The organism is Pseudomonas sp. 11/12A, assembly GCF_000800055.1.
In the GTDB taxonomy this organism is placed as follows: domain Bacteria; phylum Pseudomonadota; class Gammaproteobacteria; order Pseudomonadales; family Pseudomonadaceae; genus Aquipseudomonas; species Aquipseudomonas mohnii.
In genome coordinates this window covers 1,350,774-1,363,951 of the sequence record NZ_JUGV01000001.1, presented here as the reverse complement: position 1 = coordinate 1,363,951, position 13,178 = coordinate 1,350,774, and the positions used below count along the sequence as shown (strand labels likewise).

Annotated in this window: 12 protein-coding genes; 6 read left to right on the top strand and 6 right to left on the bottom strand. The window is 61.2% G+C overall.

Going from position 1 to position 13,178, the window contains the following annotated elements:
* Nucleotides 1-34: 34 nt before the first annotated feature.
* On the top strand, nucleotides 35-802 hold the full coding sequence (locus GQ39_RS06350; protein WP_047528242.1) for an SDR family oxidoreductase: 768 nt from the start codon (nucleotides 35-37) through the stop codon (nucleotides 800-802).
* A 58-nt stretch (nucleotides 803-860) separates the two neighbouring features.
* On the opposite strand, the gene GQ39_RS32225 is transcribed toward GQ39_RS06350, so the two are convergent.
* The 5 genes from GQ39_RS32225 to GQ39_RS06330 form a co-directional block, all read right to left on the bottom strand.
* Nucleotides 861-1,082 carry a hypothetical protein gene (locus GQ39_RS32225; protein ID WP_152613965.1) on the bottom strand — a complete coding sequence of 74 codons (222 nt, stop codon included), beginning with the start codon at nucleotides 1,080-1,082 and terminating at the stop codon, nucleotides 861-863.
* Between the two features lie 143 nt (nucleotides 1,083-1,225).
* A complete protein-coding gene (locus GQ39_RS06345; RefSeq protein ID WP_047528240.1) occupies nucleotides 1,226-1,477 on the bottom strand; it encodes a DUF1652 domain-containing protein in 252 nt (83 codons plus the stop codon).
* A gap of 182 nt (nucleotides 1,478-1,659) precedes the next feature.
* Nucleotides 1,660-3,156, bottom strand: a complete 1,497-nt coding sequence (locus GQ39_RS06340) for a helix-turn-helix transcriptional regulator (RefSeq protein ID WP_047528239.1) — start codon at nucleotides 3,154-3,156, stop codon at nucleotides 1,660-1,662.
* Between the two features lie 139 nt (nucleotides 3,157-3,295).
* Entirely contained in the window at nucleotides 3,296-4,579 is a 1,284-nt protein-coding gene (locus GQ39_RS06335) for a Zn-dependent hydrolase (protein WP_047528238.1), read from the bottom strand.
* 126 nt (nucleotides 4,580-4,705) lie between these two features.
* Nucleotides 4,706-6,190: an NCS1 family nucleobase:cation symporter-1 gene (locus GQ39_RS06330; protein WP_047528237.1), complete on the bottom strand. Its 1,485-nt coding sequence runs from the start codon at nucleotides 6,188-6,190 to the stop codon at nucleotides 4,706-4,708.
* Between the two features lie 545 nt (nucleotides 6,191-6,735).
* Here GQ39_RS06330 and hydA point away from each other — a divergent pair.
* From hydA to preA, 3 genes are all read left to right on the top strand, one after another.
* Nucleotides 6,736-8,175: a dihydropyrimidinase gene (hydA, locus tag GQ39_RS06325; RefSeq protein ID WP_047528235.1), complete on the top strand. Its 1,440-nt coding sequence runs from the start codon at nucleotides 6,736-6,738 to the stop codon at nucleotides 8,173-8,175.
* A gap of 158 nt (nucleotides 8,176-8,333) precedes the next feature.
* Nucleotides 8,334-9,701, top strand: a complete 1,368-nt coding sequence (locus GQ39_RS06320) for an NAD(P)-dependent oxidoreductase (RefSeq protein WP_047538496.1) — start codon at nucleotides 8,334-8,336, stop codon at nucleotides 9,699-9,701.
* On the top strand, nucleotides 9,702-10,976 hold the full coding sequence (preA, locus tag GQ39_RS06315; RefSeq protein ID WP_047528233.1) for an NAD-dependent dihydropyrimidine dehydrogenase subunit PreA: 1,275 nt from the start codon (nucleotides 9,702-9,704) through the stop codon (nucleotides 10,974-10,976).
* A gap of 142 nt (nucleotides 10,977-11,118) precedes the next feature.
* On the opposite strand, the gene GQ39_RS06310 is transcribed toward preA, so the two are convergent.
* Nucleotides 11,119-11,739, bottom strand: a complete 621-nt coding sequence (locus GQ39_RS06310) for a TetR/AcrR family transcriptional regulator (protein WP_047528232.1) — start codon at nucleotides 11,737-11,739, stop codon at nucleotides 11,119-11,121.
* Between the two features lie 140 nt (nucleotides 11,740-11,879).
* Here GQ39_RS06310 and copC point away from each other — a divergent pair, with 140 nt between their 5' ends.
* Nucleotides 11,880-12,245: a copper homeostasis periplasmic binding protein CopC gene (gene copC / locus GQ39_RS06305; protein WP_047528230.1), complete on the top strand. Its 366-nt coding sequence runs from the start codon at nucleotides 11,880-11,882 to the stop codon at nucleotides 12,243-12,245.
* A 3-nt stretch (nucleotides 12,246-12,248) separates the two neighbouring features.
* Nucleotides 12,249-13,106, top strand: a complete 858-nt coding sequence (gene copD, locus GQ39_RS06300; protein WP_047528227.1) for a copper homeostasis membrane protein CopD — start codon at nucleotides 12,249-12,251, stop codon at nucleotides 13,104-13,106.
* Nucleotides 13,107-13,178: the final 72 nt, after the last annotated feature.

The following is a 13,178-nucleotide window of genomic DNA, read 5'->3' as shown; positions in this document are numbered from 1 at the left end:
GACTCGAAAACAAGACTTTTCATAAGGGAATCCCATGTCCAAGACTCAGTTGTTCGACCTCGACGGCAAGATCGCATTCGTCTCCGGCGCCAGCCGTGGCATCGGTGAAGCCATCGCCAAGCTGCTGGCGCAGCAAGGCGCCCATGTCATCGTTTCGAGCCGCAAACTCGAGGGCTGCCAGCACGTGGCCGACGCAATCATCGCCGCGGGCGGCAAGGCCACCGCCATCGCCTGCCATATCGGTGAAATGGAGCAGATCAGCCAGGTCTTCGCCGCCATCAAGGAACAATTCGGGCGTCTGGACATCCTGGTCAACAACGCGGCGACCAACCCACAGTTCTGCAACGTGCTGGACACCGATCTGAGCGCCTTCCAGAAAACCGTTGACGTGAACATCCGCGGCTACTTCTTCATGTCGGTGGAAGCCGGCAAGCTGATGCGTGAAAACGGCGGCGGCAGCATCATCAACGTCGCCTCGATCAACGGCGTCTCGCCGGGCGTGTTCCAGGGCATCTATTCGGTGACCAAGGCTGCGGTGATCAACATGACCAAGGTGTTCGCCAAGGAATGTGCGCAGTTCGGCATCCGCTGCAACGCCCTGTTGCCGGGCCTGACCGACACCAAGTTCGCTTCGGCGCTGGTCAAGAACGAGGCCATCCTCAATACCGCGCTGGCTCAGATTCCGCTCAAGCGCGTGGCCGACCCGGGCGAAATGGCCGGCGCCGTGCTTTATCTGGCGAGCGATGCGTCGAGCTATACCACCGGTGTTTCGCTGAACGTGGACGGTGGTTTCCTGTCCTGATCCCGGTTCAGCAGATGCGCAAAAGGCAGTCCTCGGGACTGCCTTTTTTGTGCCTGCTTTACTGCGTCACGCAGCGGGTGGTCGTGGTGACCCGGGTCACTTCGCCTTCGGCCTTCACATCGCCCATGACATCGGTTTTATCCAGGGTCTGGCAGGTGCGTTCAGGGGGTGGAGGCGGTGCGGCGGGAGGTGGCGGAGGCGGACTGGCACAGCCGCCGAGAATCAGGGCGCAGAGTACGAGCGACGCTGGAGCAAAAACGCGTTTCCCAAGACTTTTCATAGGATGACCCGCGAGAAAAGGATGTACACAGGGGTGTGACAACAAAACACCGCCCAAAAGTTCACGGGGCAGGTGCAGAAATATCACTTTTATACATTCTTATCGCGTAATCAGCCGTTAAGACCGGGAAAACCTGGCGATTCCTACACCACCGGGTCGGGGCGTTGCAGGCTGTTGCTCTCCAGTTCATAACGCAGCTCTTCAAGGAGCGTCGCGATCGATTCGGGCGTCTGCAGCCTCGTCATGTTCAAACCACTGACCACCAGATCAACTTGCCCGGTCACCGGGTGATAGAGCTTGATGGTCAACGAGTGTTCGCCCGTGACCGCACATTCACAGGCCAATGGTGAAAAGGTTCGCTCAAGCTGCGTCCGCAGTTGCGCCAGGCTCATCATTGCGGTGGCCCTCGGCGGCAAACGGCTGCGCAGAAATAACGTTGTAGGTGCATGGCTGGTCCTTTTAGCGATTTCGGAGCGTGCGAATGATCCGAAAATGTCATTCGCACGCGCTCAGCCTAAGGCTTGCCACCTGCTGGCCAGAACGTGAATTTGCACCGTATCACCTAGTGCATTTGCACCTACCGTTGGCCCTTCTGTCTCCATGTGCCGGAAAACAACCCACGCTCGCGTGCCCAGACAATCGCTTCGCTGCGACTGTGCACATCAAGCTTGGAATACACCGTTGCCACGTGGTTGCGCACCGTGTTCGGTGCCAGCTTCAGGCGCGCAGCGATTTCCTTGTCGGCCAGGCCCTCGCAGATCAACTCCAGCACATCGCGCTCCCTGGCCGTCAGGTCAGTGAAGGACACGCTGGGCAACTGCGGCGAGTTGACCTGCTTCACATTGGCGAGCTTTTCGATCAGCGTGCGACTGAACCAGGAAGCGTCTTTCATCACCTCTTCAATGGCCGACACCAACTCCAGCTCGGTGCGTTTGCGCTCGGTGATATCCATCAACACCAGCAGGTAGCAGGCACTGTCCTGAATGTTCACGGTGTCAGCGGAAACCGCGCAATCCATCAATTCGGTATCTTTCTTTCGAACGCGAACATCAACCCGATCCAGACGTCCGGTTTTCTCCAGGGCGCTGAACAGCTTTGTCCTCGCGCCCTTGTCGTGGATGAAGTCGATGTCGGCGATGGTCTTGCCCTGCACTTCCTCGCGGGGATACGCGAGGGATTCGAGAAACGCCTCGTTCACATCCATCACCACCTGATCGCTGGCACTGCACACCAGGATCGGCACGGGCGTCAGGCCGAACGCCTTGGCAAAGCGCTCCTCGCTCTGGCGCAGGGCGACTTCAGCCTTGCGCCGCGGCTCCACGTCGACGAAGGAAAACAGCATGCAGGGCTCATCGTTGAGCTCAAGCGGCTGACCGGCGACGATGACCTGCTTGCTTCCCCCACCGGCCACGCGCAGTTCGGCCTGCATTTGCGGAATGGTCGCGCCTTCACGCAAACGTTGCTTGGCCAGGTCCTTGTTTTGCGCCTGGTCCAATATATCCAGTTCATAAGTGGAGCTACCGATCACCTGATCACGGGCATAACCGGTCATTTCGAGGAAACCGGCATTGACCTTGATGTAGCGCAAATCGCTGAGCCGGCAGATCACCGCCGGGGCCGGGTTGGCGGCGAAGGTTTTCTCGAAGCGCTGCTCGGCGCTGGCCCACTCGGAGACATCGTCCATGATCAGCACCAACGACTCCGGCTCACCGTGGCTATCGGTGACCACCAGGCTGCGCACCTTATGCACCCAGGTACGTTCTTCGTCATCAACCGGGGTCAGCTCGACCAGCACATCGCTGAAGGTCTCGCCACGGGCGACACGGCTGATCGGGTAACTGGCCACCGGCACCGGGTGATGGTTGCGATACCGCAGGGCAAAGCGGCGCGCGTACGCCTTGGCGTTCGCCCCGAGTTCTCCGATCCGCTCAATGCCGTGCATGGCCAGCGCGGCATCATTGGCCCAGACGATGGTCTGGTCGAGATCGAGCAGGATCACCCCGTCGGACAAGCCCGTGATGATCTGCTGCAATTGGCGGCGGCTGGTTTCTGTGGTCAGGACGTCTTGGCTCATTGCATCTCCATACCTGCGACGGAGCAATTGCACTCCGGTGACAAGTACGACCGCCAGAGCCTGCAATCGTGCGAAGTTCCTGCACGCGTTCGACCAGCACTGCCTTCACGGGATGCCGAGGGTTACGGTCTGTTGCGCTTCAAGCGGCCAATTGCCCACTGGCAATCGCCGCCGAAGCCGCCAGCATCGCCCGCAACAACACCGCACAACCGGCCGCCAGGTCATCCGGCGCGGCGTTTTCGATTTCGTTGTGGCTGATGCCGCCTTCGCAGGGGACGAAGATCATCCCGGCGGGTCCGAGTTCAGCGAGGAAGATCGCGTCGTGCCCTGCTCCGCTGACGATGTCCATGTGCGACAGGCCCAATCCTTGCGCCGCACCGCGTACCGCCTCAACGCAGCCCTTGTCGAAGTACAGCGGCGGGAAGTCGGCGGTCGGGGTGAGTTCGTAGGTCAGGCCGTGCTCCTCGCAGGTGGTTTCGATGACTTCGCGGACTTCGGCGATCATCGAGTCCAGCCGTGCCGGATCGAGATGGCGGAAGTCCAGAGTCATGCGCACTTCGCCGGGAATGACGTTGCGTGAACCGGGATAGGCTTGCAGGCAACCGACCGTGCCGCAGGCGTGGGGTTGATGACCGAGGGCGGCGCGATTGACCGCGCCGACGATCACCGCGGCACCGACCAGGGCGTCCTTGCGCAGGTGCATCGGCGTCGGCCCGGCATGGGCTTCGACGCCGCGCAGTTTCAGGTCGAACCATTTCTGCCCGAGCGCGCCCATGACCACGCCAATGGTTTTGTGCTCGTCCTCGAGAATCGGGCCTTGCTCGATATGCGCTTCGAAATAGGCGCCCACCGCGTGGCCACTGACCGCGCGCGCCCCCGCGTAACCAATCGCGCTCAACGCCTCGCCCACGGTAACGCCCTCGGCGTCGACCTTGGCCAGGGTTTCCTCGAGGGTGAATTTTTCCGCGAACACGCCGGAGCCCATCATGCACGGGGCGAAACGCGAGCCTTCTTCGTTGGTCCAGACCACCACTTCCAGCGGCGCTTCGGTTTCCACGCCCAGATCATTGAGGGTGCGCAGCACTTCGACCCCGGCCAGCACGCCGAAGCAGCCGTCGAACTTGCCGCCGGTGGGTTGGGTATCGATGTGGCTACCGGTCATCACCGGCGGCAGGTCCGGGTTGCGCCCGGGGCGCCGGGCGAAGATGTTGCCCACGGCATCGATGCTGACGGTGCAGCCTGCCTCTTCACACCATTTGACGAAAATATCCCGGGCCTGGCGATCGAGGTCGGTCAGGGCCAGGCGACAAACACCGCCCTTGACCGTGGCGCCGAGTTTGGCCAGTTCCATGAGCGACTGCCACAGACGGTCGCGGTTGATGTGCTGATGGGTGGACTGCAGAACATCTACAGCTGCGTTCATGATGATCTCCTCAGGCAGTTCTTATGGTTTCTGTCAGGCATTTCGTCGGTGTGTTTGAGGTCGTCATCGCGAGCAGGCTCGCTCCCACAGGGGTGACGCGTACCCAGCTCGCGATTGGGCCAGCCGCTACACCGCCGATTTCACGGCCGACGGCTGCGCCCGCATCGAGCACAACCCGTAATAAATCAACCCGCCCAGGGCCGAGCCGGTGAACCAGCCGTAGCTGTAGAACCAGCTGAAGGCATCGCTGCCCAGCGACAGCAGCGTCAGCGCCACCGGCACACCGAACGCCAGGAACCCATTCCAGTTCCACGCCGGATACACGTCATCGCGGTACAGCCCGGCGAGGTCCAGTTGCTGTTTCTTGATCAGGAAATAGTCCACCACCATGATCCCGGCAATCGGCCCCAATAGACTGGAGTAGCCCAGCAACCAGTTGGAATAGACGGTTTCCAGACTCACGTCAGAAACGATCAGGCCCAGTTTTTTCAGCAGCTCATGGGCCATCAGCGCCAGGCCGACAAACCCGGTCAGCAGTACGGCTTTGGTGCGGTTGATCACCTTGGGCGCGATGTTCTGGAAGTCGTTGGTCGGCGAAACGATGTTGGCCGCGGTATTGGTGGACAAGGTGGCGATGATGATCAGCGCCATGGCCAACGCGACCCAGACCGGGCTCTGGATATGGCCGATCAGCGTCACCGGATCGGAGACGGTCACGCCCACCAGTTTCACCGACGCGGCGGTCATCACCACGCCCAGCGAGGCGAACAGGAACATGGTCAGTGGCAAACCGATGATCTGCCCGACAATCTGGTCCTTCTGGCTTTTCGCATAGCGGCTGAAGTCCGGGATGTTCAGCGACAACGTGGCCCAGAAGCCGACCATCGCGGTCAATCCGGCGGCGAAATAACTGGCCACGCCGGCCCCTTCGGGACGCTTGGCCGGAATCGCCAGCAGTTCAGTCATCGACACATTGGGCATGGCCCACACCAGCAAGCCTGCGCCTACCGCCACCAGCAATGGCGCAGACAGGGTTTCCAGCCATTTGATCGACTCGGCGCCACGAATCACCACCCACAGGTTCAGCGCCCAGAAGATCATGAAGCCGATGACTTCACCGGTGCCGCCCAGGGATTTCCAGCCGTCGAACACCGACCCCAGGAACAGGTGAATCGCCAGGCCGCCGAACATGGTTTGAATGCCGAACCAGCCGCACGCCACCAAGGCGCGGATCAGGCACGGAATGTTGGAACCGAGGACGCCGAAGGACGAGCGCAGCAACACCGGAAACGGGATGCCGTACTTGGTGCCGGGAAAGGCGTTCAGGGTCAGCGGGATCAATACGATGATGTTGGCAAACAGGATTGCCAGCAGCGCTTCGCCGACGCTCAGCCCGAAATAGGCTGTCAGCACGCCGCCCAGGGTGTAGGTCGGCACGCAAACCGCCATTCCGATCCACAAGGCCGTGATGTGCCATTTGTTCCAGGTTCGTTCGCGCACCTTGGTCGGTGCCATGTCGTGGTTGTATCGGGGACTGTCGAGGACGTCGCTGCCGGCCTCCAACTCAAACAAGCCGTCGCGCTCGGTCACGTGTGATCTGATCTGTTGCATGGCCGCTCCATTGTTGTTTTGTATTGCTCATCGAGGGCTGGCGGCATCAATAAACGTGCCGGATACCCCGCTTACGCATCGGGCAGTTCCATAAACGTTTTATAAACAGCTGATTATTATCAGTTTTATTTATTCAACCATTAAGTCTTCGGTCACTTGCCATGCCACTCAGGCCGAATGTCAGGCAAGTTGTCCGAACAGTCAGGTCTCAATCTGGTGCGTGAATCTTTTTTTAAACGGTGCGCATCAACCATAGACCATTCTCAAACAGCTGATTTCACATAAGAAATCTTGACCATATTTGAATCCTGTCAAGTGCGTCAAAATGGTGAGAGGCCTCACCATTTTGGTGATTTTGAATTTTTTCTTTTAATAATCAATGACTTAAAAAGCATATAAGCTTATAAAAATTATTCTTGCTGATTTCAATAACACCAGCTAGCTTTCATTCTTGACAGCGATGACAGGAATACACCTGTGCAACTCGCTTCATATAAAACATTGAGAGCCGGCATCAGCCGGTCATTGCCTGCGAGGAACTCGGAATGTCTCTGTTGATCCGTGGCGCCACCGTTATTACCCATGATGAAAGTTATCGCGCCGATGTGTATTGCGCAGACGGCGTGATCAAGGCCATCGGCGAAGACCTCGAGGCTCCCACAGGTGCCGACATACTCGACGGCAGCGGCCAATACCTGATGCCCGGCGGCATCGACCCGCACACCCACATGCAACTGCCCTTCATGGGCACCGTGGCCAGCGAAGACTTTTACAGCGGCACGGCGGCCGGTCTGGCCGGCGGCACCACGTCGATCATCGACTTCGTGATTCCCAACCCCCAACAATCACTGATGGAAGCGTTCCATCAGTGGCGTGGCTGGGCCGAGAAGTCGGCTTCCGATTACGGCTTCCACGTCGCCATCACTTGGTGGAGCGAGCAGGTCCGCGAAGAAATGGCCGAGTTGGTGAAACACCACGGGGTCAACAGCTTCAAGCATTTCATGGCCTACAAGAATGCGATCATGGCCGCCGACGACACGCTGGTGGCGAGTTTTGAACGCTGCCTGGAACTCGGCGCGGTGCCCACCGTGCACGCGGAAAACGGCGAGCTGGTCTATCACCTGCAACGCAAGTTGATGGCCCAGGGCATGACCGGGCCGGAGGCGCATCCCCTGTCGCGTCCGTCGCAAGTGGAAGGTGAAGCCGCGAGTCGGGCGATCCGCATCGCCGAAACCCTCGGCACACCGTTGTACCTGGTGCACGTCTCGACCAGGGAAGCCCTCGACGAAATCACCTATGCCCGGGCCAAGGGCCAACCGGTGTACGGCGAAGTACTGGCCGGGCACCTGTTGCTGGACGACAGCGTCTATCGACACCCGGACTGGCAGACCGCCGCCGGTTACGTGATGAGCCCGCCGTTCCGCCCTGTCGGGCATCAGGAAGCGCTCTGGCATGGCCTGCAAGCCGGCAACCTGCACACCACCGCCACCGACCACTGCTGCTTCTGCGCCGAGCAGAAGGCCGCCGGCAAGGACGATTTCAGCAAGATCCCCAATGGCACTGCCGGCATCGAAGACCGCATGGCCGTGCTCTGGGACGAAGGGGTGAACACCGGGCGTTTGTCGATGCAGCACTTTGTTGCGCTGACCTCCACCAACACCGCGAAAATCTTCAATCTCTACCCGCGCAAAGGCGCGATCCGCGTCGGCGCCGATGCCGACCTGGTGCTGTGGGACCCGCAGGGCACTCGCACGATTTCCGCCAAGACCCACCACCAGCAAGTCGACTTCAACATCTTCGAAGGCAAGACCGTGCGCGGCGTGCCCAGCCACACCATCAGCCAGGGCCGGGTGGTCTGGGCTGACGGCGATCTGCGGGCCGAACGCGGAGCCGGGCGCTACATCGAGCGGCCGGCGTATCCGGCGGTGTTTGATTTGCTGAGCAAGCGCGCCGAGTTGAATCAGCCGGTTGCCGTGAAACGCTGAAATCGGCCTTCGACCTATCGCGGGCAATCCCGCTCCCACAGGTTTTGTGAACACCTGAAATCCCTGTGGGAGCCAGCCTGCTGGCGATGGCGTCAGCCCGAACCACACAAAAAAATGCCCGACAGAGGCAGCACCGCCATCACCGTGAGGCCAATACCGTGATCAAGACCCTGAACCACCTCCCCCATCCTGTTGAGCAGGCGGCCGTCCTCGCCAGTCATTTCACCGACCTGGCACCGCCGCTCAACGACCGCCAGGCTCACCTTGAAGCCTCGCGCTGTCTGTATTGCTACGACGCGCCCTGCGTGAACGCCTGCCCGAGCGAGATCGATATTCCATCGTTCATCCGCAATATCCATCAGGACAACGTGCAGGGTGCGGCGCAGAAAATCCTCTCCGCGAACATCCTCGGCGGCAGTTGCGCCCGGGTCTGCCCCACCGAAATCCTCTGCCAGCAAGCCTGCGTGCGTAACAACGCTCAGGAGTGCGCACCGGTGCTGATCGGCCTGCTACAACGTTACGCCGTGGACAATGCGCACTTCAGCGAACACCCCTTTCCCCGTGCCGCCGCCACCGGCAAACGCATCGCCGTGGTCGGTGCCGGGCCAGCGGGTTTGTCCTGCGCCCATCGCAGCGCCATGCACGGCCATGACGTGGTGATTTTCGAAGCCCGTGAAAAAGCCGGCGGCCTCAATGAATACGGGATCGCCAAGTACAAACTGGTGGATGACTACGCGCAGAAGGAGCTGGAGTTCCTGCTGCAGATCGGCGGGATCGAGATCCGTCACGGGCAAAAACTCGGCGAGAACCTGAGCCTGACTGAACTGCATCAGCAATTCGATGCGGTGTTCCTCGGCCTGGGTCTGGCGGCGAGCAAGCAATTGGGGCTGGCCCATGAAAGCGCGCCGGGGCTGGTGGCCGCGACCGACTACATCCGCGAACTGCGCCAGGCCGATGACCTGACTCAACTGCCCTTGGCTGATCGTTGCATCGTGCTCGGCGCCGGCAATACCGCCATCGACATGGCCGTGCAGATGGCCCGCCTCGGGGCCCGTGACGTCAATCTGGTGTACCGCCGTGGTGTCGAGGACATGGGCGCTACCCGCCACGAACAGGACATCGCCAAGGCCAATCAGGTGCGCCTGATGACCTGGGCACAACCCGAAGAGGTCCTGCTCGATGCCAACGGCCGCGTGCGCGGCATGCGTTTCGCGCGCACGCATCTGGTCGAAGATCGTCTGCAAACCACCGGCGAGACCTTTGAACTGGCCGCCGACGCCATCTTCAAAGCCATCGGCCAGGCCTTCGACAGCAGCGCCCTCGCCGACCCGCTGGCCCGCGAACTCAAGCGCCAGGGCGATCGCATCGAGGTTGATGAACAGCTGCGCACCAGCGTCCCCGGCGTGTATGCCGGCGGCGATTGCACCAGCCTCGACCAGGACCTCACCGTGCAGGCGGTGCAGCACGGCAAACGGGCCGCCGAGGCCATCAACGCTCAACTGATGCTCAACGTGGAGGCTGCGTAAATGGCCGATCTCTCGATTGTCTTCGCCGGCATCAAAAGCCCCAACCCGTTCTGGCTGGCCTCCGCGCCGCCCACCGACAAGGCCTACAACGTGGTCCGCGCCTTCGAGGCCGGATGGGGTGGCGTGGTCTGGAAAACCCTGGGTGAAGACCCGGCGGCGGTCAACGTGTCGTCGCGCTACTCGGCGCACTTCGGTCCTAACCGTGAAGTCATGGGTTTCAACAACATCGAACTGATCACCGACCGCTCCCTGGAGATCAACCTGCGGGAAATCACCCAGGTCAAAAAGGACTGGCCGGACCGCGCGCTCATCGTGTCGTTGATGGTGCCGTGCGTCGAAGAATCGTGGAAACACATCCTGCCGCTGGTGGAAGCCACCGGTGCCGACGGCATCGAACTGAACTTCGGTTGCCCCCATGGCATGCCGGAACGCGGGATGGGCGCGGCGGTCGGTCAGGTGCCGGAATACGTCGAACAGGTCACCCGCTGGTGCAAGACCTATTGCTCGCTGCCGGTGATCGTCAAGCTGACGCCGAACATCACCGACATCCGCGTGGCAGCCCGCGCGGCGCACCGTGGCGGCGCGGATGCGGTGTCGCTGATCAACACCATCAACTCGATCACCAGCGTCAACCTGGAGCGCATGGTCGCCAACCCCATGGTCGGCAGCCAGAGCACCCACGGCGGCTACTGCGGCTCGGCGGTCAAGCCGATCGCCTTGAACATGGTCGCCGAAATCGCCCGTGACCCGCAGACCCGAGGCCTGCCCATCAGCGGCATCGGCGGCATCGGCAACTGGCGCGATGCGGCGGAATTCATAGCCCTGGGCTGCGGCTCGGTGCAGGTGTGCACGGCGGCCATGCTGCATGGCTTCCGGATTGTCGAGGAGATGAAGGACGGCCTGTCACGCTGGATGGACAGTCAGGGTTACGCCAGCATTTCAGAGTTTTCCGGGCGTGCCGTGGGCAACACCACCGACTGGAAGTACCTGGACATCAACTATCAGGTCATCGCCAAAATCGACCAGGACGCCTGCATCGGTTGCGGCCGCTGCCACATCGCCTGCGAAGACACCTCGCACCAGGCGGTGGCCAGCCTCAAGCAGGCGGACGGCACGCACAAGTATCAAGTGATCGACGATGAATGCGTGGGCTGCAATCTGTGCCAGATCACCTGCCCGGTGCAGGACTGCATCGAGATGGTGCCGGTGGAAAACGGCAAGCCGTTTCTGGACTGGAACCATGATCCGAGGAATCCCTATCACGTCAGTCCTTGAGGTTTTCAGCGTCTGAGATGACGCCTTCGCGGGCAAGCCCGCTCCCACAGGTTTCTCTGGTGTACACAGGCTTTGTGTACGACCTGAAACCCTGTGGGAGCGGGCTTGCCCGCGAAGAGGCCAGCAGCCACACCACCCGACCTCAGGGCTCCAACCCGATCCCGCGCAAAATCACACTGGTCACCGTCTGAATCGCCCGTTCGAACTGCATGTCCGACAGCGGCTGATGGTCGTTGAGGATGTTCACCTGGTGGTCGAAGTCGGCGTAGTGCTGGGTCGAGGCCCAGATCATGTACAGCAGGCTCGAAGGCTCCACCGGCAGGATGCGTTTGTCGTCCACCCACTGGCGGATTTTCGCTTCTTTCATTTTGGCCCAGTCGTACAGGCTCGCATCCAGTGCCTCCCCCAGGGTCGGGGCGCCGTGGATGATTTCGTTGGCCCAGACTTTCGAACCGTAGGGACGGCTGCGGGAGTGGTTCATCTTGGCGCGGATGTAACTGCTGAGCACCACGCGCGGGTCGTCGAACATCTCGAAGCACAGCGCGTCCTGCTTCCAGACTTCCAGCAAGTCGAACAGCACGGCGCTGTACAACTCGGTCTTGGTGCTGAAGTAGTAATGCAGGTTGGAGCGCGGCAGTTGCACTTCGGCGGCGATGTCGGCCATGGCGGTGCTGCCGAAGCCTTTCTCGGCGAAGACCTTCTCGGCCCCCAGCAGAATTTTCTCGACGTTACTGCGACGAATCTCGATCTTGTGATTGCCCATGAGGGCTCCCTGACAACAGCGTTAAACAAGACTAGCATCCGCTCTACCTCGCGGCGACAGGGGAAAACCAAACTTCGTACAACAGGCCTCTGGCGGCTAAACTGACGCCCACTTCGCAACGGCCTGACAGGAACCCGACCATGCTGCTCAAAAAAACCCTCTCCACCGCCGCCCTGCTCGGCTCGCTGCTGGCCGCCTCCTCGGCGTTTGCCCACGCCCATCTGAAAAGTGAGACACCCGCCGCCGACAGCACCGTGAGCGCGCCGACGGAACTGCGCCTGGTGTTTTCCGAAGGCGTTGAAGCGGCCTTCACCACAGTCACGATCAGCAAGGACGGGGCCAGCGTTGCGGTGAAAAGCCTGGCCACCGAGGGCAGTGACAAAAAGACCCTGGTGGTCACGCCCGCTGCGCCGTTGAGCGCCGGTGCCTATAAAGTCGAATGGCACGCCGTGTCGGTCGATACCCATAAAAGCGAAGGCGCCTACAGCTTCAAGGTGGGCCAGTAATACATGGCGAGCGCGTTGGTGCTGTGCCGCTTCCTGCATTTCACCGTGGTACTGATGCTGTTCGGTGCCTGGGTATACAAGCCTCTGTTGCTGGGCCGTGAGAGCACCCTGGACCGGACGTTGACACGCATCAGCCGTTGGCTGGCGGCACTGGCGCTGGTCAGCGGCGTCTGTTGGCTGCTGCTGATCACCGCCAGCATGGCCGGCGCCTGGGACGCGGCGCTCGAACCCTCGACCTTGCGCCTGGTGCTGGGCAGCACCTTCTTTGGCCAGGTCTGGAGCTGGCACCTGCTGTTCAACGGATTGCTGCTGGCCTTGCTGCTGACGCCGCTGCGCACCCACCTGCCCTTGCGCCTCGCCCTCGGCGCATCGCTGCTGGCGACCCTGGCACCGGTCGGCCACGGCGGCATGCTTGATGGCGTCGAAGGCCGATGGCTGATGCTCAATCAACTGGTGCACCTGGCCTGCGTCGGCATCTGGCTCGGCGGCCTGATGCTGCTGGTGATGATCCTGCGCCGCCCTGCCGGGCATGACATACGGGCGCTGTTGCAGCGATTCAGTGGCGTCGGTTACATCGTGGTGGCGGGATTGCTGATCACCGGCCTGATCAACGTACGGGTCCTGACCGGCGCCTTCTGGCCGACGCCCTTGCTGTCCGGGTTTGCCCTGATCCTGTTGATCAAGGTCACCCTGATCGCCACGATGCTCGGCTTGGCGTTGTTCAACCGGCTGCGGATCAAGGACTGCGAACAGCGCCTGTCGGCATTGCGTAAAAGCGTGATCGCCGAATGGTTGCTGGGCATTGGCGCGGTGGCGGCGGTGTCGTTGCTGGGCACCATGCCGCCAATGATTGCTGGCTGACAACCCAATCGCCTGTGGGAGCGAGCCTGTCGAATCGTCGCACCGTCGCGATGGACGTCAACGATAACGCGG

Coding starts and splice junctions, on each gene's coding strand:
- hydA (WP_047528235.1), top strand. CDS start 6,736: ATGTCTCTGTTGATCCGTGGCGCCACCGTTATTACCCATGATGAAAGT.
- GQ39_RS06310 (WP_047528232.1), bottom strand. CDS start 11,739: ATGGGCAATCACAAGATCGAGATTCGTCGCAGTAACGTCGAGAAAATT.
- preA (WP_047528233.1), top strand. CDS start 9,702: ATGGCCGATCTCTCGATTGTCTTCGCCGGCATCAAAAGCCCCAACCCG.
- GQ39_RS06335 (WP_047528238.1), bottom strand. CDS start 4,579: ATGAACGCAGCTGTAGATGTTCTGCAGTCCACCCATCAGCACATCAAC.
- GQ39_RS06345 (WP_047528240.1), bottom strand. CDS start 1,477: ATGATGAGCCTGGCGCAACTGCGGACGCAGCTTGAGCGAACCTTTTCA.
- GQ39_RS32225 (WP_152613965.1), bottom strand. CDS start 1,082: ATGAAAAGTCTTGGGAAACGCGTTTTTGCTCCAGCGTCGCTCGTACTC.
- GQ39_RS06340 (WP_047528239.1), bottom strand. CDS start 3,156: ATGAGCCAAGACGTCCTGACCACAGAAACCAGCCGCCGCCAATTGCAG.
- copD (WP_047528227.1), top strand. CDS start 12,249: ATGGCGAGCGCGTTGGTGCTGTGCCGCTTCCTGCATTTCACCGTGGTA.
- GQ39_RS06330 (WP_047528237.1), bottom strand. CDS start 6,190: ATGCAACAGATCAGATCACACGTGACCGAGCGCGACGGCTTGTTTGAG.
- GQ39_RS06350 (WP_047528242.1), top strand. CDS start 35: ATGTCCAAGACTCAGTTGTTCGACCTCGACGGCAAGATCGCATTCGTC.
- copC (WP_047528230.1), top strand. CDS start 11,880: ATGCTGCTCAAAAAAACCCTCTCCACCGCCGCCCTGCTCGGCTCGCTG.